The following is a 26,193-nucleotide window of genomic DNA, read 5'->3' as shown; positions in this document are numbered from 1 at the left end:
GTTTGCACCCGTTTCCTATACTGGTTGGCAATGCCAACCGATACCGCCCTCGCCAGCCTTCCCGTCGACACCGCATTCCGCACCGACATTCCGGGGCGGCTGGACCGCCTGCCATGGTCGCGCTGGCACTGGCGCGTGGCGATTGCGCTGGGCGTCGCCTGGGTCCTCGATGGCCTCGAAGTCACGCTGGTGGGCTCGGTCGGCGCCGTGCTGGAGCGCCCCGATACGCTGGGCCTGACCGCGACGCAGGTCGGCTGGTCAGGCTCGCTCTATATCGCCGGCGCGGTGCTGGGGGCGCTGGTGTTCGGGCGCATGGCCGACCGGCTCGGGCGCAAGCGGCTGTTCCTGGCCACGCTCGCGGTCTACATGGTGGCGACGCTGGCCACCGCGTTCTCTCCCGGCTTTGCCTTCTTTGCGGCCTGCCGCTTTTTTACCGGCCTTGGCATCGGCGGCGAATACGCGGCCATCAATTCCGCCATCGACGAACTGATCCCGGCGCGCGTGCGCGGGCGCGTCAACCTGGCCATCAACGGCAGCTTCTGGCTGGGCGCGGCACTCGGCGCCGGGTTGAGCCTGGTGCTGCTCGATGCGCGCGTGTTCGGCCCGGTCTGGGGCTGGCGCGTCTGCTTCGCGCTGGGCGCGGTACTGGCCGTGGCCATCGTGCTGGTGCGCAAGCATGTGCCGGAGAGCCCGCGCTGGCTTGCCACCCATGGCCGGCTGGAAGAGGCCGAGCGCGTGATCGCCGCGATCGAGGCCGAGGTGCGCGCCCGCCATGGCCCGCTGCCGCCGGTGGCACCGGATTGCGTCGCGGTGGCGATGCGCCGGCGCGCCGCGCCGGGCGTGGGCGAAGTCATGCGCCTGCTGTTGCGGCGCTTCCGCCGCCGCAGCATGATCACGCTGGCGCTGATGGTGGCGCAGGCCTTCTTCTACAACGCAATCTTCTTCACTTATGCGCTGGTGCTGACACGCTTCTATGCCGTGCCGGAAGCGCGCGTGGCGCTGTATATCTTTCCCTTTGCGTTGGGCAACGCGCTGGGGCCGCTGCTGCTTGGCCCGTTGTTCGACCACATCGGGCGCCGGCGCATGATTGCCGCCACCTACGTGCTGTCCGGCATCGGGCTGGCACTGACCGGCTGGGCCTTCGTTGAAGGCTGGCTCGATGCGCGCGGCCAGGCGCTGTGCTGGTCGGCGGTGTTCTTCCTGGCCTCGGCCGCGGCCAGCTCCGCCTACCTGACCGCCAGCGAAGTTTTCCCGCTGGAAATGCGCGCGCTGGCGATCTCGGTGTTCTACGCCGTGGGCACCGGCACCGGCGGCTTTATCGCGCCGGTGCTGCTGGGCGCGCTGATTGAAAGCGGCAGCCGCGAAGCCGTGGCGGCAGGCTACGGCTTCGGCGCGCTGCTGGTGATCGTCGCCGGGCTGCTGGCATTGCGCTTCGGCATCGACGCCGAACGGCGGCCGCTGGAGCACATCGCGCCGCCACTCGCAGCCGACGATTAGCCCGCGTCACCGCAGCGCGCGCCAACTGCCATCGCTGCCGGACTCAACTCCGTACCAGCGTCAAAACCCCGTCAATGTGTGCTGTATTCGTCGTTCATTGCATGTCATGTTACTGCCGTGTTAAGCAGTGCTACAGCCTCCCCTTACACATTTTTACAGCAAGGGACGGGGCAACTGACTAGCCTTTAACTCACACACGGCGGCCTGAGTGCATGAATCTTTGCGTCAGCGGGCTGCCACTTCTTGGCCATTGACTGGCCATTGTTCAACTCTGCCCGGATGAAGCCGGGCAAATCCAGGGGCCGCTTGTCGGCCCGAATGCAAGGCGCGCCGATACGGCCTGGCCACATCGAGCGTGCTGCAGACAACAAGCTGAATTGGGGACATGCAAGCCGGGCACCGCGCGACAGCCCTTGCGCGACGCTACCCGCTTGCGTGGAATTTTCGCTCATCCGGCATGCACCCTGTGCATGCCGGCGGGGACGCTTTTTGACTTTGCTTGCCGGAGAACAACACCATGGCCGACCAGCGCAATAATCCGCCACCCAGACAACACCCGCTGACACCGGCTCCGCTGCGCCAGCCCCACGGCGACGGCCTGGTGCAACGCCCGCAGCCCGTTACCGTGCCGCTCTGGCACATCGTGCCGCGCATGGCGGGCTACGGCGTGGTGCTGTTCATCATCTGGGCCGTACTGACAATCATGTTTCCAAATGTGTTTACGCGCTCGTCGGAGCGGGCCGTGGTGAACAGTCCGGTCAGCCTGGTGACTTCTCCCGTGGAAGGCATCGTGACGAAGCAGATGGTGGCCGCGGGCCAGTCGTTCTCGGCCAACCAGGCGCTGATGATCGTGCAGAACCCGAACATCGACCGTTCGCTGCTGGTCGACCTGACCGGCAAGAAGCTCGACAACCAGCAGCGCCATGACTCCGCCCGCGCGCGGCTGGAAAGCAACCGCCGGCTGATGGCCGCCACCGAGCAGGACCTGCAGCGCTACAACAGCGCTGCGCAACGCGAGCACGGTGCGCGCGTGCGCGCCCTGGAGGCGCGCCTGGCATCGGCCCGGGCACAGGAAGACCAGCAGCAGGAAGTGGTCAACCGCAACCAGAACATGCAGTGGGCCGGGGCCGTCAGCGAGGCCTACACCAATGCCTCGCGCTACCAGCTGTCGATGCTTTCCAATGCCAAGGCAGCGGCCAAGGCCGAGCTCGATAACGCAGTCAGCGTGAGCGAGGCCGCGCGCAACAAGGTCTATGCCTCATCCACCGACGGCCCCAGCGCCACGCTGGCCCAGCGGCGCCAGGTACTGGGCGCGGAATCGGCACAGCTGACGGCAGAGCTGGAACAACTGGAGGCCTATGGCAAGTCGGTGGACGAGATGATCGCCACGGAACAGGAACGCCTCGACCGGCTTTCGAACCTGGAGATCCGCTCGGCCGAACCCGGCACCATCGAAGACCTGATCGCGCAGCCCGGCATGCGCGTGGCCGCCGGCGCCACCCTGGCGCGCGCCAGCAACTGCGCGCAGACGCGCGTGGTTGCGGTGTTCCCGCGCAGCCTCAGCGACAACCTGCTGCCCGGTGCACGGCTGAACGTGAATGTCGACGGCGTGCCCACGGCGTTGCCGGCATCGGTGGCAGAGGTACTGCCGCGCGCGCCGGACGGCGACCAGGCGCGTTACTTCGTGCCCTTCCCGCCGATCGAGAAGAACGAGATCTATGTGATCGCCAAGCTCGACCGCCCGCTGGGCAACGTGCCCGGCAAGGCTGGCGGGGCGTCAGGGGCAGCAGCACGGGCAGCGGCAGGGCCAACCCAGTCCGGCCATTGCGGCATGGGCCGCTGGGCGCGCGTGACGCTGAACCAGAGCTGGCTGGGCCAGCTGCGGGCATCGCTGATATAACCGCCGACGCAGGCAAAGGAGCCCCGGATGCGACTGCCGATCCCGACTGCACGCCTGCCCCGCCTGGTTGCCGGCGCGCTGCTTCCCGCCGTGCTCGCGCTGGCGCCAGGCGCGGCGCGCGCTGCCGAGCCTGCCCAGCAGACCCTGCTGGCCGACGGCTGCAAGACCCTGGCCGAGCGCGTCAGCCGTGAAAGCGGCAACGGCCCCTTGTTTCTCGCCAGCTATGAGCCGGCGCCGGGCGGCGGGCCGCTGGCCCCGGCGCTGCGCAATGCCGCCTTCGTCTACGACAACGCGCTGGCCGGCATCGCGCTGGTGGCCTGCAAGCGTCCCGCCGAAGCGCGCCGCATTGCCGACGCCGTGCTGCAGGCAACCCGCCAGGACCGCCACTTCCGCGATGCGCGCCTGCGCAACGCCTATCGCGCCGGCCCGCTGCCGGCCGGCGCGGTGCCCCTGCCAGGCTGGTGGGACGAGCCCAGCAAGCGCTGGTTTGAAGATGCCTACCAGGCCGGCACTGCCACCGGTAACGTGGCCTGGGCCGCGCTGCTGCTGCTGGCCGTGCATGAGGCCACCCGCGATGCGCGCTACCTGGATGGCGCCGCCGCGCTGATGGGCTGGGTGCATGCCACCGTGCCCGACACGAGCGCGCCCGCCGGCTATATCGGCGGCTTCTTCGGCCATGAGCCGAAGCAGACCCGCCAGGGCTGGAAATCAACCGAGCACAACGTCGATACCTATGCCGCCTTCAGCTGGCTCGCCAGCCAGCGCAACGATCCGCGCTGGCGCGACGGCGCGGCGCGCTCGCGCGGCTTTGTCGGCGCCATGTGGCAGGCGCGCGAGGGCCGCTTCATCATCGGCACACGCGACGATGGGCGCGCGCCAAACGCCGGCCCGTCCGCGCTGGATGCGGTGCTGTGGCCGCTGATCGCGATCCCGGACCCGCCGCAGGACTGGCGCCGCAACCTGGCGTGGGTGGAGGCCAAGCACCGCGCCGGCGCGGGCTACGGCTTCAAGGGCGGCCCCGACGGCATCTGGACCGAAGGCACCGGGCAGGCCGCGCTGGTGCTGCAGGCCGCCGGGCAGGCGCAACAGGCGCAGCCACTGTGGCAGCTGCTGCTGTCGCAGCGGGCGCCGTCCGGGATGCTCTACGCCACGCCCGAGGCGCGCATCAGCACCGGGCTGTCGATCGGGCCCACCTCGACCACGGAGGACTTCCACTACTTCCACCTGCCCCACCTGGGCGCCACTGCATGGGCCGTGCTGGCCGCGGCGCGCTGGAACCCCTTCCGTCCGGGCGGATGCCTGGAACCGTCCTGCCCGCCGCCGGCCATTGCGGCCGCGGCACCTGCAACCGCCCCTATCAACACCGCCGCCAAGGAGTGACGATGTTCGCCCTGTTTCTGGAAAACCAGACGCTGCTGGTCATCAACGGCGGCGTGCTGCTGGCGATGGTGCTGCTCTCGATGCTGTGCCGGCAAGACCGGCCGGCGGACCGCGTGCTGTTCGGCGGCGTCACCGCCTTGCTGCTGGCGGTATACCTGACCTGGCGCGTCCGCGAAACGCTGCCCGACTGGCAGATGAACTTCGCCAGCGTGTGGGCCCATGTGTTCTTTGCCTTCGAATGCATGACGCTGGCCTATACGCTGCTGTCGATCGTGGTGCTGGCGCGCACCAGCAACCACACCCCCGACGCCGACGCGGGCGAGGCCGCCTTGCGCCGCGCGAAGCAGGTGCCGCCGGTGGACATCTTCATCGCCACCTACAACGAAGGCCTGGACATTTTGGAGAAGACCATTGTCTCGGCGCTGGCGATCGACTATCCCGACTTCCGCGTCTGGGTGCTGGACGACACCCGCCGCGACTGGCTGCGCGAGTTCTGCGAACGGGTCGGCGCGCACTACGTGACGCGCCCGGACAACGCCCACGCCAAGGCCGGCAATCTCAACAACGGCCTGCGCCACAGCGCCGCGGCCGGCGGCGCGCCCTACATCCTGGTGCTGGACGCCGACTTCGCGCCGCATCGCAATATCCTGCTGCGCACCGTGGGGCTGTTCAGCGATGCGCGCGTGGGCGTGGTGCAGACACCTCAGTTCTATTACAACGCGGATCCGATCCAGTACAACCTGCGCGCCACCGAATGCTGGGTCGATGAGCAACGCGCCTTCTTCGACGTGATGCAGCCGGCCAAGGACGCCTGGGGCGCGGCGTTCTGCATCGGCACCTCGTTCGTGGTGCGGCGCGACCTGATCGACCTGATCGGCGGCTTCCCCACCGGCACGGTGACCGAGGACATCCACCTGACCTACCGGCTGCTGCCGCACGGCTATATCACGCGCTGGCTCAATGAGCGCCTGAGCGTGGGCCTGTCAGCCGAAGGCCTGCCCGAGTACATCAGCCAGCGCAGCCGCTGGGGGCTGGGCACGATCCAGGTGGCGCTGACCGCGGACGGGCCGCTGCGCGGGCGCGGCTACACCGGGATGCAGCGGCTGCACTACGTGCACGGCCTGTTGCACTGGCTGTCGCGGCCATTCACGCTGATGCTGCTGGCAGGGCCGCTGCTGTACTGGTACCTCGGCGTCTCCACCCTGTATGGCGAGCCGCTGCAGTTTCTCGCCTACGGCCTGCCGGCGCTGGTGGCGTACTGGGCGTACAGCATCTGGATCACCGGCCAGCGCGCGCTGCCGATCTTCACCGAAGTCACGCAGATCGTGGCGGCGCTGGCCGTCACCGCATCGCTGGTGAGCGCGATGTTCAAGCCGTTCGGACGGCCTTTCAAGGTGACCAACAAGGGGCTGGACCGCTCCAAACTGGTGATCCACGGCAAGTTCGCTGCACTGTACGCGGGGCTGCTGGGCTTCTCCGCGCTGGGACTGGGCCGCGCCCTGGTGGTGGACCCCGATGCGCAAGGGCTCGCCTTCAACACCATCTGGACCGGGGTGGCGCTGATGCTGTACCTGGCCTCGCTGCTGGTCTGCGTGGAACTGCCGCGCCCGCGCAAGGAAGAGCGCTTCCCGCACCGCGCGGCAGCGCTGCTGCGCGTGGATGGCAAGGAATACCGCGTGACCACCAGGGATCTTTCCTGCAACGGCGTTGCCGTCACCACGCCGCTGGCGCCGGCCATTCCAGCCGGCACCGAGGGCGCGCTGTGGCTGGCGCAGGCCGGCTGGATCCCGTGCCGCGTGGTGCGCCGCGACGGCCAGTTGCTGGGCATCGCCCTGAACGCCGGCATGGCGGCGCGCCACGCGCTGATCCGGCTGCTGTTCACCGATCCCGCACACAACATTGCCCGGCAGGGGCAGCCCAAGCTGGCGCTGTCGCGCTTTGTGCGGCGCGCGCTGCTGGGCTGAACCATGCCAGATAACAATCCCCACTCTCCGGAACCATCCATGCGAAGCCTGCCACGCCCCCGTACCCTGCCCCCGCCGCGCCTGCTGCTGCCCGGCGCACTCGTGCTGGCCCTTGCTGCCTGCACGCTCGAACCGCAGTACCAGCGCCCCGACGCGCCGGTCCCGTCGGCGTGGCCGGAGGGCGCTGCCTACCGCACCCCGCAGGCCGGTGCGGCGCAGCCGGGCCAGCCGGCTCAACCCGCCGGCCCTTCGGCCGCGGACCTGGGATGGCGCGATGTTTTCGTCGACCCGCAACTGCGCCAGCTGATCGAACTGGCGCTGGCCAACAACCGCGACCTGCGCATGGCCACGCTTGCCATCGACGAAGCGCGCGCGCTGTACCAGATCGAGCGCGCGGCGCAGTTCCCCACGGTGGAAGGCAATGCCGGCATGGTCTCGCAGCGGTTGCCGCAACGGCTGCGCGCGGCGGGCCAGTCGCCGCAGATCACCACCTACAACGCGGGCATCGGCTTTACGGCGTTCGAGCTTGATTTCTTCGGCCGGGTGCGCAGCCTCAAGCATGCCGCGCTCGAGGAATACATGGCCACCGAGGAAGCGCGCCGCAGCGCGCAGATCAGCCTGGTGTCCGAGGTGGCCAACGCCTACCTGACGCTGCTGGCCGACCGCGCGCTGCTGAAGCTGTCGCAGGACACGCTGAAGACGCAGCAGGACGCGGCGGAGATGGTGCGGCGCGGGCGGCAGGTTGGTGCGATGGCGCAGCTGGACCAGCATCGCGCGCAAACCCAGGTGCAGACCTCGCAGGTCGGCGTTGAGCAATACACGCGGCAGGTGGCGCAGGATGAGAACGCGCTGTCCTTGCTGATCGGCGGCCCGTTGCCGAAATCCGTGACCGATGCCGGCGCGGCAACGGCCAACGCCAACGCCGCCGCGCGAGATCCGCTGGACGCGCGCACCCTGGTGAGCGAGTTCCCCGAAGGGCTGCCGTCCAGCGTGCTGGTGCGCCGCCCCGACATCCTCAACGCCGAACACCGCCTCAAGGCGGCCAACGCCAATATCGGCGCGGCACGCGCGGCGTTCTTCCCGCGCATCTCGCTGACCGGCGCGCTGGGCGTGGCCAGCAGCAGCCTGGCGGGGCTGTTCTCCGGCGGCATGGCATGGGTGTTCGCGCCGCAGCTGACCGTGCCGATCTTCGACGCCGGCCGCAACCGGGCCGGGCTGGATGCGGCCAACGTGCGCAAGGACATCAACATCGCCAACTACGAGAAGACCATCCAGACCGCGTTCCGCGAAGTGGCCGACAGCATGGCGGCACGCGCCACCTACGAGCGCCAGGTGCAGGCGCAGGAAGCGCTGGTGCGCGAAGGCAGCGAGACCCGGCGGCTGTCGGAAATGCGTTTCAAGAACGGCGTGGACGACTACTTCGGCGTGTTCGACGCGCAGCGCCAGCTCTACACCGCGCAGCAGGCGCTGATCACGTACAAGCTGGCCGGCCTGACCAGCCGCGTATCGCTGTACAAGTCGCTCGGCGGCGGCTGGCGCGAGGTGACCGAGGCCGCCCCGGCGGCCAATGGCGGCGCACGCCAGGCACCCGCCGCGCGGCCGCAAGCCGCGGCACAGCCCCAGGCGGTGGCACGGCCTCAAGCCGTGGCGCAGCCGCAGGCCGTGGCGCAACCTCCAGCCGCGGCGCAACCTCAGGCCGTGGCACGGCCCCAAGCCGCCGCACAGCCTCAAGCCGTGGCACCGGCTCAGGCAGCAGCCCAGCCCCAGGCCGCAGCGCAACCTCAGGCTCCGGCGCAATCCCCGGCGGCGGCACAGCCGGCACCCGTCGCGGCCACGCCGCGCTGAGCCGGGACGTGCGGGACCCAGGCGCTGGTCAGAAGTACTTCAGCCAGCGCCAGTCCCGCCGCCTTGCTTTCAGCGCCGCGAACCAGCGCACCGCCGGCCACAGCGCCAGGGCGAGCACGGCCGCGCCCAGCCACAGCTGCCAGACGTGGTCGAGGCCGAACACCTTGCCCTGGTTCAGGCCCCAGCGGTGCACGCAAGCCTGGTACAGCCCCTGCAGCACGTAGAGGTGCAGCAGGTAGAAGAACATCGGCACGGCGCCGAACACAGCCAGGCGCCGCGCGATCCAGCTGCCCTGCGCTCGCTCCAGCCACACCAGCAGCAACCAGCCCACGCCCAGTGTCAGCAGCAGGAACAGCAGCGACGGCGGGTATTTGGTGACGTTGAGGAAGCTCATCGCGGTATGCAAGGCGTCGCTGCCCGCCAGCCATTTCTGCTCTTGCCCGTAGCCGTTCAGCGCGCGCAGCACCGCAAAGCCTGCCAGCGCCGCCAGCCCGCATCCAGCCAGCCGCCGCTGCCGTACCGCGGCAGGCACCGTGACGGCAAACCACGGCCCCGCCGCATAGCCCAGCGCGATCACGCCGATCCACGGCAGCACCGGGTATGAGGTACGCACCCTGAAACCATCAGCCACCTCGATCCAGGTGCGGTCGTGCAGGATGGCCCAGGGCACGTGCCAGGCGCTGTCCACCGGGAAATGCAGCGGGCTCAGCAGGTTGTGGCCGGCAACCAGCGCAATGCCCGCGGCAATCAGCACTGCCCGCGGCAGCCACACCAGTGCCGCCAGCGCCATCATGCTCAGGCCGATGGCCCAGATCACCTGCAGGTAGATCACCTGCGGCGGCAAGGTCCCGGTCCAGGCAAAGCCGACCAGCGTCACCTCCAGCAGCACCAGGAACACGCCGCGCCTGAGCAGGAAGCAGCTGACGGCGCGCCGGTCGTTCCCGGCGGCACCGTAGAGCCACACCGATATGCCGGCCAGCCAGATGAAAACCGGTGCGCACAGATGCGCGGCGAGCCGGCTGAAGAAAAGTGCCGGAGAGGTCGTGGCGACATCCATGGGATCGGCCACCTGGACGTGCAGGAAGAACATGTCCCGCACGTGGTCCAGCAGCATGATCAGGATCACCAGTCCGCGCAGAGCGTCGATGGACAGCAGCCGGCCGCCGGCCGGCCGCGCGACCGCGGCAGAAGGGAAGACTGTCGGAGAAGACAGGGGCGCGGCAGTGCGCGCCTTGGCTGGCAGCATCGTCAATAGCTCAGTTGCACGCCCAGCCGCACACTGCGGCCCGCGCCCGGCGCAATCCACAGGCTGCTGTACGAACTGGCGTAATAGGTCTTGTCGAACAGGTTGCCCACGTTGAGCGACACGCGCACGTTGCGGCTGTATTGCCAGTAGCCATGCAGGTCCACCAGCACATAGGCCGGCAGCGAGAAGCTGTCCTGCACATCGCCCGGACGCCGCCCCACATAACGCAGGCCGGCACCAACGCCATAGCGCTGGCCCACCGGCGCGGCATCCTCGTATACCGCCAGCACGCTGCCGCCGGTGCGCGGCACGTTGGACAGCGGCGTGCCGGCGGCCAGGCGCGTGTCCTGCGTGATCTCGGCATCGGTCAGCGCAAAACTGCCCGATACGCGCCAGTGGGTGCCAAGCTGCCCGGCCACATCCAGCTCCAGGCCGCGGCTGCGCGCTTCGCCGGCGGCGATATAGAAGGAGGGATCGGACGGGTCGGTGGCCAGCACATTGCGCTTGCGGATCTCAAAGATGGCCAGCGTGGCGCCGCTGCGGCGGTCCTCGCTGTCGAACTTGATGCCGGCCTCCACCGCGCGGCCGCGCTCGGGGTCGAACGGCAGCCCCGCGGCGTCGGCGCCGGCATTGGGACGGAATGACTGGCTGGCATTGGCAAACAGCGACACGTTCTGGCTGGCCAGGTAGCTCACGCCCACGCGCGGCGACACTGCGTTCTGGTGCTGCGTGGTGCGCGTGCCGCGCAGGTGGTTGTCCAGCGACTGGTCGAAGGCGTCGAAGCGCACGCCGGCCAGCACGCGCCAGCGCTCGCCCAGGCTCAGCTGGTCCTGCGCGTAGGCGCCGAGATTGCGCTGGCGCTCGTACGTGTCCATGTTCCACGGCATCGGCGGCGCCGGCTGGCCATAGGCCGGGTCGTAGATGTCGATCGCGTACGGCGCCGCGGCGCTGGGGTTCTTGCGCAGGATCGCCATGGTATTGCCGAAGCGGTAGGCATCCACCCCCATCAGCAGTTCATGCCCGACCGGGCCGGTGCTGAACTTGCCGGTCACGCTGGCCTGCAGCGAGACATCGTCCGACTGGAAGTCACGGTAGCGGCGCTGGCGCCAGAGCGTGCGGCCGTCGGCGGCCAGTGAAGTCGCCTCGCTGCTATGTCCCGTCAGTGCGCCGCCGCGGTAGGACAGGCCGAGCCTGCCCTTCCAGTTCTGACTGAACTGGTGCTCCACGCTGAGCTGGTGCGACTGGCTGTCCAGCCGCATGTCGCCGTCGCCGGGCTCGCCCAGGAAGCGCGAGCGCGGGATGCGGCCCAGCTGGCCGTTGACGGTCACCACGCCGCGGTCCATCGGCGTGGTGTAGCGCTGGAATTCGGCCGCGTACTGCAGCACGGTGTCGTTGCCCAGGGTCCAGGTGAACGACGGCGCCACCAGGTAGCGCTGGCTGTTGATGTAGTCGCGCGTGCTGCCCTGGTGGTCGGCCACGGCGATCAGCCGGCCGGCCACGTTCTCGCCAAGCTGGCCGGTGACATCGGCCGTGGCACGATAGCCGTCGCGCGTGCCAAGCTCGAAGCCATAGCGCTGCGCAGGCCGGAACTGCGGCTGGCGCGTGACCACGTTGAAGGTGCCGCCCGGCTCGCTGGTGCCGTACAGCGATGACGTCGGGCCCTTGAGCACTTCCACGCGTTCGATCGTGGCCGCATCCATCGGCGCGGTATAGCCGCGGTTGGCGGCAAAGCCGTTGACCAGGTAGCCCGCGCCGGTGTTCTCATGGCCGGTGAAGCCGCGCATGGCGAAGTTGTCCCACAGGCCGCCGAAGTTGTTCTGGCGCGCGATGCCGCTGACATAGTCGAAGGTCTGGTCGAAACGGGTCGCGGCGATATCGTCCAGCATGGCGCGCGGCACCACGCGCACCGACTGTGGAATTTCGCGCAGCGGCGTGTCGGTGCGGGTCGCGCCGGAGGCGTCGGGCGGGTTGTATGATGCGGAGGCCGTGCCGACCACCGACACCGCCGGCAGCGTAATATCGGAGGCCTCGGTGGTATCCGCCGCCTCGGCCAGGCCGGACATCGCCAGCATCAGGGCGGCAACCGGCCGCAATGAACGCGCCTGGACCGGGCGCAGGTCTGGCACAACAGGCTGGAACGAAAACGGCGCGCGGCGCCGGGCACGGCTGAGCTGCGCAAGCAGCATAAGGAACACCCCAATAAAAACGAGTCGCGGCGGCGGCCATCCGACTGGCAAACCGCAGCGACTCACTAATGATAATAATTTCTCATTAAGATTCTAGTCATGGAACGCATGACCCGTCAACGCGGCGCCGTCATCGACGCGCTGCGCGAAGCCGGCCGGCCCCTGAGCCCGGCCGAGATCCTGGCCGCGGCCCAGCACCAGGTGCCCTCACTGGGACTGGCTACGGTCTACCGCAACATCCGTGCCCTGGTGGAAGGCGAGCAGGTGCATGCCGTCGAACTGCCGGGCCAGCCGGACCGCTATGAATTGTCGGAAGTGCCGGGTGCCGCGACCCACCGGCACTATTTCCAGTGCCTGTCGTGCGACCGCGTCTTCCCGCTGGAAGGGTGCCCCGGGCATCTGGAAGAGATCACGCCACCGGGTTTCGAAGTGGAGCACCACGAGCTGACGCTACTGGGGCGTTGCCCGGACTGCGCCAGCAAACCCGGCAAGCGGCGCAAGGCGGCAGCTCGGGATCACTGAGCAGCGGCGTGCCCGGGGCACGGCCAACTGTACTGAGCCACTGGCCCGCACCTGTATATGGCGCCCGCGCCGGGCTTGCCGCATGATGCGGCAGCATTGCACAGGCCACGCCATAAAACAGGATCCCCAAATTGCCGCAAACCGCCGCCCACCGTCGCTCGACCCTGCTCGCCGTGCTGGCCCTGACCGGCTCGATGGCCTCGCTGTGCATCGGCACCTCTTTTGCCAAGAGCCTGTTCTCGGCGCTCGGGGCACAGGGCACCACGGCACTGCGGGTGAGCTTCTCCGCGCTGATCCTGCTGTGCGTCTGGCGCCCGTGGCGCATCCCGCTGACGCGAACCAACGCGCGCGCGATCGCGTTGTACGGCGCGGCGCTGGGCGCGACCAACCTGCTGTTCTACATGTCGCTGCGCACCATCCCGCTGGGGCTGGCGATCGCGATCGAGTTCACCGGGCCGCTGGCGGTCGCGGTGCTGTCGTCGCGGCGCGCAATTGATTTCCTGTGGATCGCCTTTGCCGTGGCCGGGCTGCTGCTGTTGCTGCCGGTCGGCGATGCCGCCGGCACGCTCGATCCGGTGGGCATCGGCTATGCGCTGGCCGCGGGCGTGGGCTGGGCGCTGTATATCGTGTTCGGGCAGATGGCGGGCAACGCCCACGGCGGGCAGGCCACCGCGCTGGGGCTGACCATGGCGGCGCTGGTGGTGCTGCCGTTCGGGCTCGCGCATGCGGGCACCGCGATGTTCAGCCCGACGCTGCTGCTGTTCGGGCTGGCGGTGGGCATCCTGTCGAGCGCGATCCCCTATTCGCTGGAAATGGTGGCGCTCAAGCGCCTGCACCGGCGCACCTTCGGCATCCTGCTGAGCATGGAGCCGGCGATGGGCGCGCTGGCCGGGCTGGCGTTCCTGCATGAACAGCTGAGCGCGCTGCAATGGCTGGCGATCGCCAGCATCATCACGGCCTCGGCAGGTTGCACCATGACCTCGCGCGGCAAGCGCGACGCCAGTTAATCAGCGCGCGCCGAACCAGTCCGCCGGCAGCCGCTGCGGGCTGCGCGCCGGCTGGCCAAGCGCCAGCGTGACTTCATGCAGGTGGCTGTCCTGCGGATTGCGGCGGCTGGCAAAGCCGAGGCCGCGCAGGATGGCCAGCATGCGGCGGTTCTCGCTGAGCACGTCGCCGCGCAGGGTGCGCAGGCCGGCCGCGCGCGCCAGTTCGCACAGCCTGGCGATCAGGCGCCGCCCCAGTCCCTGCCCTTGCCAGCCGTCGGCAACCACCACGGCAAATTCCCCGACCTGCCCGGACACCACGTATTCCGCGCTGGCGACAATGGCTGAGATACCAACTTCGTCGGGCGCCTCCACCACCAGCGCCACCCCGCCAGGTCCGGGCGCGGCCAGGCCGTCGACAATCGCGTCCACCACGCGCCCGCCGCTCAGGAAGCGGAAGTAGCGGCTCTCACGCGAGAGCCCATCCACCAGCGCGCGCAGCGCCCTGCCATCCTGAGGCCGCGTATGGCGCAGCGTGACCTGTACGCCTCGTCCCACCGTCCAGCTTTCCGCCTTGCCCGTGCGGGCCTCGCTCTGATCATCCATCCCGGCACCATCTGGATTCAAAATTCGTAGTCAGAGTATAGGAGATAACCTGACTTTTGCAAATGAAGCCAGCATGCTATGCTTGCCGGCATCATGACCCTCAATGCGTCCGACCTCCGCCACTGCTCGATTGCCGCGACGCTGTCGCTGATCGGCGAAAAGTGGACGATCCTGATCCTGCGCGATGTCTTCCATGGCGTGACGCGCTTCGACGACTTCCTGCGCCGGCTGGAATGCTCGCCCGCGGTGCTGTCCGCGCGCCTCAAGACGCTGACCGACGCCGGCCTGCTGCGCAAGGTCGGCTACCGCGAGCCCGGCGAGCGCGAACGCTTCGAATACCGCCCCACCCGCGCCGCCGTCGAGTTGCTGCCGGTGCTGGTCGGCCTGATGCAGTGGGGCGACAGCCACATGGCCCCGTCCGGCGAAGGCCCGGTGCAGATCCGCTCGCGCGCCAGCGGCAAGCTGGTGCGCGCGGCACTGGTCGACGAGGACGGCGTGGAAGTGTCGCCGCGCGATATGCGGATCATTCCCGTCAACGCCCAGTCCCCGGCTTCGGACCAGTAGCGCCGACCGCGGTATTGCATCGCACCAGCGCAGCCCACCGCACTGCACCATGAGTGTGCCGCCAGCCCGGCGGCCGCCCCACCACAGCGCATCCCGGCATCACTCCGCCGCACCCCAGCGCAACAAACCCCCACTCACCGTCACATGCCGGCCTGGCACACCCCTTGCGTAACAGGGTACGGGCCCGTCAATGGCGACCGGCCCACCCCACATACGCAGCCCCTATCCCATGTAGTGGCTGTCAGGACAACGGCGTCCCCTGAACTGGCCTGAGCGGCCTGGTCTGCGGGACGCCATTTGTTTTTTGGAGCCAAGGACGATGACCGCCAAAGCCACCCGCATCGAGCTGCTGAGCTTTAGGACCCCGCAGATGCGCGCCTTCCACCTGACCTGGATGGCGTTCTTCGTCTGCTTCTTTGCGTGGTTTGCCTGCGCTCCGCTGATGCCTGTGCTCAAGGGCGAGTTCGGCCTGACCCCGGGCCAGATCGCCAACATCAATATCGCGGCGGTGGCGGTGACCATCCTGGTGCGCCTGGTGATTGGCCCGATGTGCGACCGCTTCGGCCCGCGCAAGACCTACACCGGCCTGCTGGCGCTGGGCGCGCTGCCGGTGCTGGGCGTGGCGCTGGCACAGAACTACGAGACCTTCCTGACCTTCCGCCTGCTGATCGGCGCAGTCGGCGCCAGCTTTGTGATCACGCAGTACCACACCTCGGTGATGTTCGCGCCCAACGTGGTCGGCACCGCCAACGCGGCCGCGGCCGGCTGGGGCAATGCCGGCGGCGGCGCCGCACAGGCCATCATGCCGCTGCTGCTGGCTGCCGTGCTGATGCTCGGCGCCGACCACGCGTTCGGCTGGCGCTTCGCCCTGCTGGTGCCGGGCGTGCTGATGCTGATCATGGCCGTCATTTACTGGCGCTTCACCCAGGACTGCCCGGAAGGCAACTACTCGGACCTGCGCGCCCGCGGCATCGCCATCACCGGCAAGGACGGTGGCAAGGGCGGCGGCTGGGCCAGCTTCCGCGCCGCCAGCGCCAACTACCGCGTGTGGCTGCTGTTCATCACCTACGGCGCCTGCTTCGGCGTTGAGATCTTCATCCACAACATCGCCGCCTCGTATTACGTGGACCGCTTCGGCCTGAGCCTGAAGGCTGCCGGCATGGCCGCCGCGAGCTTCGGCCTGCTGGCGCTGTTTGCCCGCGCCCTGGGTGGCTGGCTGTCGGACAAGGCGGCGCGCCGCCGCGGCCTGGACGCACGCGCCACGCTGCTGTTCGTGCTGATCCTGGGCGAAGGCCTGGGCCTGCTGTGGTTCGCGCAGGCCGGCAGTGTGACGCTGGCCGTGGTCGCGATGCTGCTGTTCGGCCTGTTCACCCACATGGCCTGCGGCGCGACCTATGCGCTGGTGCCCTTTATCGACCGCAAGGCGCTGGGCGGCGTGGCCGGCATCATCGGCGCGGGCGGCAACGTTGGCGCCGTCGCCGCGGGCTTCCTGCTCAAGGGCCTGGGCGACCTGCAGCACACGCTGACAGTGCTGGGCGTGCTCGCCACCATCTCCGCACTTTGCGCCATCGCCATCCGCTTCACCGCCGAGCACAAGGCCCAGGAGCAGGCGCTGTACGACAGCGCAATGGCCAGCTGATTTTAAGGCATCGCCCCCACAGCACAACAAGCAGCAAAGACTGACTACCGGACAAGGAAAGCATCATGAAACTGATCATCGTCGGCCACGGCATGGTGGGTCACAAGTTCCTGGAGTGCCTGGCGGAAGCCGGCGCGCAGAACGTGGAAGTGACCGTGCTGTGCGAAGAACCACGTCCCGCCTACGATCGCGTGCACCTGTCCGAATTCTTCGCCGGCAAGTCAGCCGAGGACCTGTCGCTGGTGCCCGCCGGCTTCTTCGAGCAGCACAACAACATGCTGCTGCGCCTGAATGCGCGTGCGGTGGAGATCGACCGCGCCGCGCGCACGGTGAAGGTGTCGACCGGCGAGACCCTGTCCTATGACAAGCTGATCCTCGCCACCGGCTCCTACCCCTTCGTGCCGCCGGTGCCGGGCAAGGACCGCAAGGACTGCTTTGTCTATCGCACCATCGAAGACCTGGAAGCGATGCGCGAATGCGGTGCGCGCTCGAAGACCGGCGTAGTGGTCGGCGGTGGCCTGCTTGGCCTGGAGTGCGCCAAGGCGCTGCGCGACATGGACCTGCAGACGCACGTGGTCGAGTTTGCGCCGCGCCTGATGGCGGTGCAGGTCGACGAAGGCGGCGGCCGCATGCTGCGCCAGAAGATCCATGGCCTGGGCGTGACCGCGCACACCGGCAAGAACACGGTGGAGATCATCGACGGCGAAGACGGCACCCACCGCATGGTGTTTGCCGACGGCACCCACCTCGACACCGACATGATCGTGTTCTCGGCCGGTATCCGCCCGCGCGACGAACTGGCGCGCACCAGCGGCCTGGCGGTGGGCGAGCGCGGCGGCATCGTGGTGGACAACCAGTGCCTCACCTCGGATCCCGACATCTACGCCATCGGCGAATGCGCGCTGTGGCAAGGCAAGATCTACGGCCTGGTGGCGCCGGGCTATGACATGGCCCGCGTCGCCGCGCGCCACCTGCAGGGCGAAGCCGCCGAGTTTGCCGGCGCCGACATGAGCACCAAGCTCAAGCTGATGGGCGTGGACGTGGCCAGCATCGGCGACCCGCACGGCACCGTGCCGGGCGCGCGCTTCTACCAGTTCTGCGACGACCGCAAGGAGGTCTACAAGAAGCTGGTGGTGTCCGACTGCGGCAAGTACCTGCTGGGCGGCGTGCTGATCGGCGACGCCAGCGAGTACGGCACGCTGCTGCAGATGATGCTGAACAAGATCGAGCTGCCCGAGTCGCCCGAGTTCCTGATACTGCCCGACAGCAGCGGCAAGGCCAAGCCCGCGCTGGGCGCCGATGCCCTGCCCGACACCGCCCAGATCTGCTCGTGCAACAACGTCTCCAAGAGCGAGATCTGCGCGGCCGTGTGCGACGGCGCCACCAGCATCGGCGCGCTCAAGACCTGCACCAAGGCCGGCACCGCCTGCGGCGGCTGCGTGCCGCTGGTCACGCAGATCATGAAGGCCGAGATGAAGAAGCAGGGCATGGCCGTCAACAACCACCTCTGCGAGCACTTCCCGTACTCGCGCCAGGAGCTGTATCACCTGGTTCGCGTGGGCAAGTTCAAGACCTTCGATGCGCTGCTGGAAGCGCATGGCAAGGGCATGGGCTGCGACATCTGCAAGCCCGCGGTGGGCAGCATCCTGGCCTCGTGCTGGAACGAGTTCGTGCTCAAGGAAGAGCACGCCAGCCTGCAGGATTCCAACGACTACTACCTGGCCAACATCCAGAAGGACGGCACCTATTCGGTGGTGCCGCGCATGCCGGGCGGCGAAGTCACGCCCGAGGGCCTGATCGCGGTCGGCCAGGTGGCCAAGAAGTATGGTCTCTACACCAAGATCACCGGCGGCCAGCGCGTGGACCTGTTTGGTGCGCGCGCCGAGGAACTGCCCTTCATCTGGGAAGAACTGATCGCCGCCGGCTTTGAGTCCGGCCATGCCTACGGCAAGGCGCTGCGCACGGTGAAGTCGTGCGTGGGCTCCACCTGGTGCCGCTATGGCGTGGGCGATTCGGTGGGCCTGGCGATCGAGCTGGAGAACCGCTACAAGGGCCTGCGCGCGCCGCACAAGATCAAGTTCGGCGTGTCCGGCTGCACCCGCGAATGCGCCGAGGCGCAGGGCAAGGACGTTGGCGTGATCGCCACCGACAAGGGCTGGAACCTGTACGTGTGCGGCAACGGCGGCATGAAGCCGCGCCACGCCGAGCTGCTGGCCAGCGACCTGGACCACGACACCCTGGTGCGCTACATCGACCGCTTCCTGATGTTCTACGTGCGCACCGCCGACCGCCTGCAGCGCACCAGCGTCTGGCGCGACAACCTCGAAGGCGGCCTGGACTACCTCAAGGCCGTGGTGCTGGACGACAAGCTGGGCCTCGCCGCCGAACTGGAAGCCGAGATGCAGCATGTGGTCGACACCTACGAAGACGAGTGGAAGAAGGCCGTGACCGACCCCGAGACGCGCAAGCGCTTCCGCCATTTCGTCAACAGCGACCGCCGCGACGACAACGTCGCCTTTGTCGAAGAGCGCGGGCAGATCCGCCCGGCCACGCCGGAGGAACGGAAATTGCGTCGTTCTCGCCTGAGCCAGATTCCCGTGGTTGCCATGCCCGCAAAAGCAGCCTGACCGTGCCCGCAAACAAGGAGAACGTGATGAGCCATCCCCACCATCCTGAGACCTGGACCGCCGTCTGCACCGTACGCGATATCGTGCCCAATACTGGTGTGTGCGCGCTGGTCGACGACAAGCAGGTCGCCGTGTTCCGCATCGGCCGTGGCGACGAAGTCTACGCCATCGACAACTTCGATCCCAACTCGCAGGCCGCGGTGCTGTCGCGCGGGCTGGTCGGCAACCTCGGCGAGCGCCTGGTGGTGGCTTCGCCAATCTACAAGCATCACTTCGACCTGCGCACCGGCGAATGCCTGGAAGCGCCCGAGCAGTCCGTCAGTGCCTACGCCGCACGCGTCTATGACGGCAAGGTCTGGATTGCCGCCGGCGTGGCCGTGAGCGAGGCCGAGGAAGAACTCGCAGCCTGACACCGGCGCCCATTTGATGTTCCCCCTGTCCTCAAGCCACGCCAACGGAGATGCCGGCATGACGCCTTCCGCCACCCCCCAAGCCCGCCCGCGCCTGGTCGTCGTCGGCAACGGCATGGCCGGCATGCGCACTGTGGAAGAGCTGCTCAGGCTCGCCCCGGACCTGTACGACATCACGGTGTTCGGGGCCGAGCCGCACGGCAACTACAACCGCATCCTGCTATCGCCGGTGCTGGCCGGCGAGAAGACGGTAGCGGACATCATGCTGAACACGCGCGAGTGGTACGCCGAGCATGGCATCGAACTGCTTGCCGGCGACCCGGTGGTGGCCATCGACCGCCCGCGCCGCATCGTGCGCTCGGCCTCCGGCCGCGAAGTGCGCTACGACCGCCTGCTGCTGGCCACCGGCTCCAAGCCCTTCATCCTGCCGGTGCCGGGGCACCAGCTCGACGGCGTGATCGCCTTCCGCGATATCCAGGACGTGGAGACCATGCAGCAAGCCGCGCGCGACCACCGCCATGCGGTGGTGATCGGCGGCGGCCTGCTCGGCCTGGAGGCCGCCAACGGGCTGCTGCGCCAGGGCATGGACGTGACCGTGGTGCACCTGCCCGACAGCCTGATGGAGCGCCAGCTCGACAAGCCCGCTGCCACGCTGCTCCAGGGCGCGCTCGAACGCAAGGGCCTGCGCTTCCTGCTGGGCGCTCAGACCGCGGAGATTCTCGGCATCGACCGCGTCACCGGCGTGCGCTTCAAGGACGGCAGCGAGATCCCCGCCGACCTGGTGGTGATGACCGCCGGCGTGCGCCCCAATATCGAGCTGGCCGCCGGCGCCGGCCTGCACTGCGAGCGCGCCATCGTCGTCGACGACACGCTGCAGACCTATGATCCGCGCATCTACGCCGTGGGCGAGTGCGTGCAGCATCGCCAGGCCACCTTCGGCCTGGTGGCGCCGATCTGGGATCAGGCGCGCGTGTGCGCCGCGCACCTCGCCGGCGCCGGCCATCGCCACTACGTGCAGCAGGCCACCGCGACTAAACTGAAAGTGACCGGCGTCGACCTGTATTCCGCCGGCGACTTCATCGGCGCCGAAGGCAGTGAAGACCTGGTGCTGCGCGACCCGCGCCGCGGCGTCTACAAGCGCCTGGTGCTGCAGGACGGCTATCTGGTCGGCGCCGTGCTGTACGGCGACGTGCAGGACGGCCCCTGGTACTTCGACATGATCCAGCGCCGCACGCCGGTGGGCGCGCTGCGCCAGCGCCTGCTGTTCGGTCAGGCGCAGTGCGAAGCGCTCGCCGCATAAGCATCACCGTAAGCCATATAACGCCCCCGCACGGAGAACGCGTGAACCTGTCCGACATCCCGGTCGTCTCGGCGACCCTGACCACCACCACCGCCACCACCTGCCCGTACTGCGGCGTCGGCTGCGGCGTGCGCGCCACCGTGCGCGCCGACGGCCAGGTCGAGATCGCGGGCGACGCGCAGCACCCGTCCAATCACGGCCGGCTGTGCGTGAAAGGCTCGGCGCTCGGTGAAACCGTGGACCTGGAAGGCCGCCTGCTCCACCCCAAGGTGCGCGGCACCGATGGCTCCCTGCAGCAAGTCTCGTGGGACCATGCGCTGGACACCGTCGCGCAAGGCTTCTCGGACATCGTCCGCCGCCACGGCCCGGATTCGGTCGCGCTCTATGTCTCGGGCCAGCTGCTGACCGAGGACTACTACATCGCCAACAAGCTGATGAAGGGCTTCATCGGCAGCGCCAATATCGACACCAACTCGCGCCTGTGCATGTCGTCGGCAGTGGCCGGCCACAAGCGCGCCTTCGGCGAAGACCTGGTGCCGGGCAACTACGAAGACCTGGAACTGGCCGACCTGGTGGTGCTGGTGGGCTCCAACACCGCGTGGTGCCATCCGATCCTGTTCCAGCGCCTGTCCCGGGCCAAGGAAGCGCGCCCCGAGATGAAGATCGTGGCGATCGACCCGCGCCGCACCGCCACCTGCGAACTGGCCGACCTGCACCTGGCGATCCGCCCGGGCACCGACGTGTGGCTGTTCAACGGGCTGCTGAGCTACCTGGCGCGCGAAGGCCGCACCAACGCCGCCTTCGTCGCCGCCAGCACCGCGGGGCTGGATGAAGCCCTGCAGGCCGCGGACGCGGCCTGCGCCGATCCCGCTGCCGTGGCCCGCGCCTGCAAGCTGGACGTGCAGGACGTGCTGGCGTTCTACCAGCTGTTCGCGGATACGGAAAAGACCGTGACCGCCTTCTCGCAAGGCGTCAACCAGTCGTCGGCCGGCACCGACAAGGTCAACAGCATCATCAACTGCCACCTGCTGACCGGCCGCATCGGCGCCCCGGGCATGGGCCCGTTCTCTCTTACCGGCCAGCCCAATGCAATGGGCGGGCGCGAGGTCGGCGGCCTGGCCAACATGCTGGCCGCGCACATGGAACTGGCCAACCCGCTGCATCGCGACGTCGTGCAGAGCTTCTGGCAATCGCCGGTGGTAGCTGACCGCCCGGGCCTGAAGGCGGTGGAACTGTTCGAGGCGATCGAAGCCGGCCGCGTCAAGGCGGTCTGGGTGATCGCCACCAACCCGGTGGTAAGCCTGCCCGACGCCGACCAGGTGCGCCGCGCGCTGGCCAGGTGCGAACTGGTGGTCACCAGCGACATCATCGAGCGCACCGACACCAATGCTGCCGCGCACGTGCTGCTGCCCGCGCTGGGCTGGGGCGAGAAAGACGGCACCGTTACCAACTCGGAACGACGCATTTCCCGCCAGCGTGCCTTCCTGCCCGCGCCTGGCGAGGCGCGCGCCGACTGGCGGATCCTGTGCGACGTCGCGCGCCGCATGGGCTTTGACGGCTTCGACTATGCGGGCGCGCATGAGATTTTCGACGAGCACGCGCGCCTGAGCGCCTGGCGCAACGATGCCGCACCGCGCGTGTTCGACATCGGCGGGCTGGCCGGCCTGGACCAGGAGCACTATGACGCGCTGGAGCCCGTGCAATGGCCGCTGCCAGCGGGCGCACCGGCTGGCGCCGGCACGCAGCGCCTGTTTGCCGACGGCCGCTACGCCCATGCCGACGGCCTGGCCCGCTTTGTCGCCGCGCCGCCGCGCGCGCCGGCCCACGCGCCCGACGACGATTTCCCGCTGATCCTCAACACCGGCCGCGTGCGCGACCAGTGGCACACCATGACGCGCACCGGCAAGTCGGCCAAGCTGGCCGACCACCTGCCCGAGCCCTTCGTCGACATGCACCCGCAGGACGCGCTGCTGTCCGGCGTGGGCGAAGGCAAGCTCGCGCGCGTCAGCACGCGCTGGGGCGCGATGGTGGCACGCGTGCGCCATGGCGGCGGCATCCCGCGCGGCAGCGTGTTCGTGCCGATCCACTGGAACGGCCAGTTCAGCTCCGACGCACGCGTCGGCGCGCTGGTCAATCCCGTGGTCGATCCCGTTTCCGGCGAGCCCGAATTCAAGCACACGCCAGTACGGGTGGAGCCATTCGGCGTGAACTGGCATGGTTTCGTGCTGAGCCGCAGCGCGCTGCCCGCGGAAGCGCTGACCTACTGGACGCGCGTGCAGGGCCGCCAGTTCCAGCGCTATGAATTCGCCGGCCGCGACACCGTGGCCGACCGCACCGCCTGGGCCCGCGCGCTGCTCGGCGTGACCGATCCGGACGCCGACTGGCTCGAGTACGAGGACCGCACCGCCGGCGTCTACCATGCGGGCTATGTCGTCAACGACCGGCTGGAAGCGTGCGTCTACGTGTCGACGCGGCCCGAGTTGCCCTCGCGCGCGTGGCTCGCCGGCCTGTTCGGCCGCGAGCGGCTGGAAGACGCCGACCGCATCGGCCTGCTGCTCGGCCAGCCGATGGAGAAAGGCGCCGACACCGGCCCGACGGTGTGCTCGTGCTTTGGCGTGGGCCGCAACACCATCTGCGACGCCGTGCGCAAGCACGACCTGAAGACGCCCGCGGAGATCACCGCCTGCGTCAAGGCCGGCGGCAACTGCGGCTCGTGCGTGCCGGAACTGAAGAAGCTGCTGGTGGAAGTGCGCGTGGCCGAGGTCGCCTGACCAGTGCAGTGCCGAGGCAACCGGGCTACCAGCCAGCCGGCCTGATCTTCCATCACGGATTAGGCACCCTTCACGAGAACCAGATTGCGGTCGCGGCGGCATACCCCCATGCTAGCCGCGCAACCCCGACAAGCCGCCCCGGACTCACGGCGCGGCACCAATCTGGAGACAGCAATGAAGGATGCGAAGGATTTGCGCGCCGGGCCACGATGGCTGGCGGGCGTGATGGTGATGGCCTCGGCGCTGGCTGGCACAAGCGCCGCGGCAGCGGCTGACGCCTACCCCGGCAAGCCGATCACGCTGGTCGTCCCCTACTCCGCCGGCGGCCCGACCGACGTCGTGGCACGCACGCTGGCGCAGGCGATGTCGCAGGATCTCGGTCAGAGCGTGGTGGTGGAAAACCGCACCGGCGCCGGCGGCACCGTGGCTGCCGCCTTTGTCGCCCGCGCACAGGCGGACGGCTATACGCTGCTGATCCACCATAATGGCATGGCGACCGCGCCGGCACTGTACAAGAAGCTGTCGTACGCGCCGCTGAAGGATTTCGAGTATGTCGGCCAGGTCGCGGACGTGCCGATGACCCTGATGGGCCGCAAGGACCTGCCGGCCAAGACCGTGCCGGAACTGATCCGCTATGTGACGCAGAACAAGGACAAGGTGTCGCTGGCCAATGCCGGGCTGGGCGCCGTATCGCAACTATGCGGCGTGCTGTTCGAGCAATCGGTCCACGTCAAGCTCAATGCAATTCCTTACCAGGGCGCCGGCCCCGCGCTGACCGCACTGCTGGGCGGCCAGGTCGACCTGCTGTGCGACCAGACCACGGCCACGCTGCCTCATATCCAGGCCGACCGCGTGCGCCTGTTCGGCGTGACCACGCCGGCGCGGATCAAGGCGCTGCCCAGTGCGCCAACGCTGCAGGAAGGCGGTCTCAAGGGCTTTGACGTCAAGGTCTGGCACGGCATCTACGCGCCCAAGGGCACGCCGCCCGCTGCAGTGGCGCGGCTGACCAAGGCGCTGCAGAAGGGGCTGCAAGATCCCGTGGTGATCAAGAAACTCGATGGCCTGGGTGCGGAAATCGTGCCGGTCGACAAGCAGACGCCGGAAGGCCTGCGCACACTGCTCAAGGCTGAGAGCGACAAGTGGCAGCCGCTGCTGAAGTCGATGCAGATCGAGGCCGACTAACTTTCCGCCATGCCACCGGTGCCTGGGCACCGGTGGCCCCCTGATTGCTGGCAATACGATAGAATCATCCCTGACTTCCCGGCGATCTTTCTGAATCGCCCCTTCTCGCAGTACCGGTGCCGGCTCGCACCACCCATCTTGCCCGACTCAGCGGCGCATTCATTTTCCGGATTTACCCACTGTTAGGCGGCGATGCGCCCTTGTTACGTCGCGTTTCGCACGTCTTGGCCGGTATCGCCACGTCCCATCAATGTTGAAGCCCGAGGAGGCTACCCTATGCCATCTCCTTGCCTGCTGCCCGTGCTTGCCCTCGCCGTGTGCATGGTCGGCGCTGCTGAATTCATGTTGTCACCGATGCTGGCGCCGCTTGCAGACGCCTTTGCCACCACCCCGGCGCGCGCATCGGGACTCGTTTCTGCCTATGCCCTTTCCTATGCCTTGGCCGCGCCGTTGATGGGCTGGTTCTCCGATCGTGCCGGACGGCGCCGCGTGCTGCTGGCTGCATTGCTGTTGTTCGCACTCGATGGCATCGCCCTCACGCTCGTCCCTACGCTGCATGCCGCCATGGCATTGCGTATCCTCGGCGGGCTCGCCGCCGCGGCCACGATTCCCACCGTCTTCGCATTGATCGCAGATCTGGTTCCCCCGGCGCGGCAGGCTGGCGCCATGGGCGGCGTCATGCTAGGCATGACCGCCGGCATTGCCGCAGGCCCGGCAGTGGCCGGGGTACTGGCCGATGGATTCGGCTGGCGCACTCCCTTCCTTGTCACCGCAGGTGGTTGCCTGGCGGCCCTTCTTGCCGGCTGCCACGTACTTCCGCGCAATCTGCCGCGTAGCGGCGACTGCCAGGAAAAATCCAGGAACATCCCAGCATCTTCAGGCATCCTGCTTCCATTGATCGCGAAAGGCGCCTGGAATGGAAGCACCGTAGCGGCCTATGTACTAGCGGGGGAAGTGCTGCGGCTGCGTTACGGGCTCGGCGTGGCCGGCGTCGGCGCGGCACTTTCGGTGTTCGGCCTCGGCCTGGCCGTTGGCAATCTGCTGGCAGGGCGTGCCAGCCAGTGCTTCGCGCGCGAGGAAAGTGTTTTGATAGTGGCCACCGCACTTGTCGCCGTGGCCCTGACCCTGTTCACGACAGGCGTCTTGGGGTTGCCCGGGTCGCTTGGCTGCCTGCTGGCGTGGGGCGCGGCACTCGGCATCGCGGCGCCATCTAGCACCGCCATCCTGGCTCGGCGGGCTGGCGCAGCAAAGGGACAGATTCTGGCCGTCTCGGAAAGCATCAACAACCTGGCTGTGCTGATGCTGATGCCGGTTGCGGCCAGCTCACTGGCAGTGCACGGCACCGTGCCAGCCGCATTGCTGGTTGGAGGCTGCTGCCTGGCCGGCGTTGCGCTGGCTGTCGCGGACCGGCGGATGACGGCATGAGGGGCGCGGGCGTGATTTTCCGCCGCGCCAAAGCAAAAACCCCCAGCCTTTTGGGGCTGGGGGTTCTGCGGAATAAGAGCCTGGCGATGACCTACTTTCACACGGGAATCCGCACTATCATCGGCGCGGAGCTGTTTCACGGACCT

18 protein-coding genes are annotated in these 26,193 nt (G+C 68.4%); 15 read left to right on the top strand and 3 right to left on the bottom strand.

Features of this window, described 5'->3' with window-relative positions:
* The first annotated feature begins 30 nt into the window (after positions 1-30).
* The 5 genes from AC3WRI_RS18240 (at position 31) to AC3WRI_RS18220 (ending at position 8,586) form a co-directional block, all read left to right on the top strand.
* A complete protein-coding gene (locus AC3WRI_RS18240; protein ID WP_010814226.1) occupies positions 31-1,497 on the top strand; it encodes an MFS transporter in 1,467 nt (488 codons plus the stop codon).
* Between the two features lie 517 nt (positions 1,498-2,014).
* Positions 2,015-3,397: an HlyD family secretion protein gene (locus AC3WRI_RS18235; RefSeq protein WP_010814227.1), complete on the top strand. Its 1,383-nt coding sequence runs from the start codon at positions 2,015-2,017 to the stop codon at positions 3,395-3,397.
* A 27-nt stretch (positions 3,398-3,424) separates the two neighbouring features.
* Positions 3,425-4,777 carry a hypothetical protein gene (locus AC3WRI_RS18230; RefSeq protein WP_011616801.1) on the top strand — a complete coding sequence of 451 codons (1,353 nt, stop codon included), beginning with the start codon at positions 3,425-3,427 and terminating at the stop codon, positions 4,775-4,777.
* 2 nt (positions 4,778-4,779) lie between these two features.
* The gene (locus tag AC3WRI_RS18225; protein ID WP_010814229.1) at positions 4,780-6,741 is read left to right on the top strand and encodes a glycosyltransferase; all 1,962 of its coding nucleotides are present in this window, start codon (positions 4,780-4,782) and stop codon (positions 6,739-6,741) included.
* Positions 6,742-6,780: 39 nt separating this feature from the next.
* The gene (locus AC3WRI_RS18220; RefSeq protein ID WP_010814230.1) at positions 6,781-8,586 is read left to right on the top strand and encodes an efflux transporter outer membrane subunit; all 1,806 of its coding nucleotides are present in this window, start codon (positions 6,781-6,783) and stop codon (positions 8,584-8,586) included.
* A 28-nt stretch (positions 8,587-8,614) separates the two neighbouring features.
* On the opposite strand, the gene AC3WRI_RS18215 is transcribed toward AC3WRI_RS18220, so the two are convergent.
* Together AC3WRI_RS18215 and AC3WRI_RS18210 are read right to left on the bottom strand one after the other, a co-directional pair.
* The gene (locus AC3WRI_RS18215; protein WP_492293745.1) at positions 8,615-9,832 is read right to left on the bottom strand and encodes an acetyltransferase domain-containing protein; all 1,218 of its coding nucleotides are present in this window, start codon (positions 9,830-9,832) and stop codon (positions 8,615-8,617) included.
* A 2-nt stretch (positions 9,833-9,834) separates the two neighbouring features.
* A complete protein-coding gene (locus AC3WRI_RS18210; protein ID WP_492293744.1) occupies positions 9,835-12,018 on the bottom strand; it encodes a TonB-dependent siderophore receptor in 2,184 nt (727 codons plus the stop codon).
* Between the two features lie 99 nt (positions 12,019-12,117).
* Here AC3WRI_RS18210 and AC3WRI_RS18205 point away from each other — a divergent pair, with 99 nt between their 5' ends.
* Both AC3WRI_RS18205 and AC3WRI_RS18200 read left to right on the top strand, forming a co-directional pair.
* Positions 12,118-12,540, top strand: a complete 423-nt coding sequence (locus AC3WRI_RS18205; RefSeq protein WP_010814233.1) for a Fur family transcriptional regulator — start codon at positions 12,118-12,120, stop codon at positions 12,538-12,540.
* A 131-nt stretch (positions 12,541-12,671) separates the two neighbouring features.
* Positions 12,672-13,547: an EamA family transporter gene (locus AC3WRI_RS18200; protein ID WP_010814234.1), complete on the top strand. Its 876-nt coding sequence runs from the start codon at positions 12,672-12,674 to the stop codon at positions 13,545-13,547.
* Here AC3WRI_RS18200 and AC3WRI_RS18195 read toward each other — a convergent pair whose 3' ends face one another.
* The gene (locus tag AC3WRI_RS18195) at positions 13,548-14,129 is read right to left on the bottom strand and encodes a GNAT family N-acetyltransferase (protein ID WP_492293743.1); all 582 of its coding nucleotides are present in this window, start codon (positions 14,127-14,129) and stop codon (positions 13,548-13,550) included. It abuts the gene before it with no gap.
* A gap of 78 nt (positions 14,130-14,207) precedes the next feature.
* Between AC3WRI_RS18195 and AC3WRI_RS18190 the strand changes: the two genes are divergently transcribed.
* The 8 genes from AC3WRI_RS18190 to AC3WRI_RS18155 all read left to right on the top strand — a co-directional run bounded on the left by AC3WRI_RS18190 (position 14,208) and on the right by AC3WRI_RS18155 (position 26,047).
* Entirely contained in the window at positions 14,208-14,693 is a 486-nt protein-coding gene (locus AC3WRI_RS18190) for a winged helix-turn-helix transcriptional regulator (RefSeq protein WP_010814236.1), read from the top strand.
* A gap of 319 nt (positions 14,694-15,012) precedes the next feature.
* Complete coding sequence (locus tag AC3WRI_RS18185) at positions 15,013-16,332, top strand: MFS transporter (RefSeq protein WP_010814237.1); 1,320 nt, start codon at positions 15,013-15,015, stop codon at positions 16,330-16,332.
* A 65-nt stretch (positions 16,333-16,397) separates the two neighbouring features.
* Positions 16,398-18,959, top strand: a complete 2,562-nt coding sequence (gene nirB / locus AC3WRI_RS18180) for a nitrite reductase large subunit NirB (RefSeq protein ID WP_011616796.1) — start codon at positions 16,398-16,400, stop codon at positions 18,957-18,959.
* Positions 18,960-18,985: 26 nt separating this feature from the next.
* Entirely contained in the window at positions 18,986-19,369 is a 384-nt protein-coding gene (nirD, locus tag AC3WRI_RS18175; RefSeq protein ID WP_010814239.1) for a nitrite reductase small subunit NirD, read from the top strand.
* Positions 19,370-19,427: 58 nt separating this feature from the next.
* The gene (locus AC3WRI_RS18170; RefSeq protein ID WP_010814240.1) at positions 19,428-20,669 is read left to right on the top strand and encodes an NAD(P)/FAD-dependent oxidoreductase; all 1,242 of its coding nucleotides are present in this window, start codon (positions 19,428-19,430) and stop codon (positions 20,667-20,669) included.
* Between the two features lie 41 nt (positions 20,670-20,710).
* Positions 20,711-23,440 (top strand): molybdopterin-dependent oxidoreductase, encoded by a 2,730-nt coding sequence (locus tag AC3WRI_RS18165; protein WP_492293741.1) that lies wholly within the window; start codon positions 20,711-20,713, stop codon positions 23,438-23,440.
* Positions 23,441-23,614: 174 nt separating this feature from the next.
* Positions 23,615-24,622 (top strand): tripartite tricarboxylate transporter substrate-binding protein, encoded by a 1,008-nt coding sequence (locus tag AC3WRI_RS18160; RefSeq protein WP_010814242.1) that lies wholly within the window; start codon positions 23,615-23,617, stop codon positions 24,620-24,622.
* A 276-nt stretch (positions 24,623-24,898) separates the two neighbouring features.
* The gene (locus AC3WRI_RS18155; RefSeq protein ID WP_492293739.1) at positions 24,899-26,047 is read left to right on the top strand and encodes an MFS transporter; all 1,149 of its coding nucleotides are present in this window, start codon (positions 24,899-24,901) and stop codon (positions 26,045-26,047) included.
* Positions 26,048-26,193: the final 146 nt, after the last annotated feature.

The sequence above is a fragment of the Cupriavidus sp. FW305-27 genome, from assembly GCF_058787995.1.
The sequence above is the reverse complement of the archived record's forward strand: the minus strand, read 5'-3'. Positions and strand labels throughout refer to the sequence as shown.

What these genes read in the sequence shown, in the direction of transcription:
- AC3WRI_RS18205 (WP_010814233.1), top strand. Translation starts at nt 12,118, where the DNA reads ATGGAACGCATGACCCGTCAACGCGGCGCCGTCATCGACGCGCTGCGC.
- AC3WRI_RS18220 (WP_010814230.1), top strand. Translation starts at nt 6,781, where the DNA reads ATGCGAAGCCTGCCACGCCCCCGTACCCTGCCCCCGCCGCGCCTGCTG.
- AC3WRI_RS18160 (WP_010814242.1), top strand. Translation starts at nt 23,615, where the DNA reads ATGAAGGATGCGAAGGATTTGCGCGCCGGGCCACGATGGCTGGCGGGC.
- AC3WRI_RS18170 (WP_010814240.1), top strand. Translation starts at nt 19,428, where the DNA reads ATGACGCCTTCCGCCACCCCCCAAGCCCGCCCGCGCCTGGTCGTCGTC.
- AC3WRI_RS18215 (WP_492293745.1), bottom strand. Translation starts at nt 9,832, where the DNA reads ATGCTGCCAGCCAAGGCGCGCACTGCCGCGCCCCTGTCTTCTCCGACA.
- AC3WRI_RS18190 (WP_010814236.1), top strand. Translation starts at nt 14,208, where the DNA reads ATGCTTGCCGGCATCATGACCCTCAATGCGTCCGACCTCCGCCACTGC.
- nirB (WP_011616796.1), top strand. Translation starts at nt 16,398, where the DNA reads ATGAAACTGATCATCGTCGGCCACGGCATGGTGGGTCACAAGTTCCTG.
- AC3WRI_RS18240 (WP_010814226.1), top strand. Translation starts at nt 31, where the DNA reads ATGCCAACCGATACCGCCCTCGCCAGCCTTCCCGTCGACACCGCATTC.
- AC3WRI_RS18235 (WP_010814227.1), top strand. Translation starts at nt 2,015, where the DNA reads ATGGCCGACCAGCGCAATAATCCGCCACCCAGACAACACCCGCTGACA.
- AC3WRI_RS18195 (WP_492293743.1), bottom strand. Translation starts at nt 14,129, where the DNA reads ATGGATGATCAGAGCGAGGCCCGCACGGGCAAGGCGGAAAGCTGGACG.
- AC3WRI_RS18210 (WP_492293744.1), bottom strand. Translation starts at nt 12,018, where the DNA reads ATGCTGCTTGCGCAGCTCAGCCGTGCCCGGCGCCGCGCGCCGTTTTCG.
- AC3WRI_RS18225 (WP_010814229.1), top strand. Translation starts at nt 4,780, where the DNA reads ATGTTCGCCCTGTTTCTGGAAAACCAGACGCTGCTGGTCATCAACGGC.
- AC3WRI_RS18185 (WP_010814237.1), top strand. Translation starts at nt 15,013, where the DNA reads ATGACCGCCAAAGCCACCCGCATCGAGCTGCTGAGCTTTAGGACCCCG.
- AC3WRI_RS18230 (WP_011616801.1), top strand. Translation starts at nt 3,425, where the DNA reads ATGCGACTGCCGATCCCGACTGCACGCCTGCCCCGCCTGGTTGCCGGC.
- nirD (WP_010814239.1), top strand. Translation starts at nt 18,986, where the DNA reads ATGAGCCATCCCCACCATCCTGAGACCTGGACCGCCGTCTGCACCGTA.
- AC3WRI_RS18155 (WP_492293739.1), top strand. Translation starts at nt 24,899, where the DNA reads ATGCCATCTCCTTGCCTGCTGCCCGTGCTTGCCCTCGCCGTGTGCATG.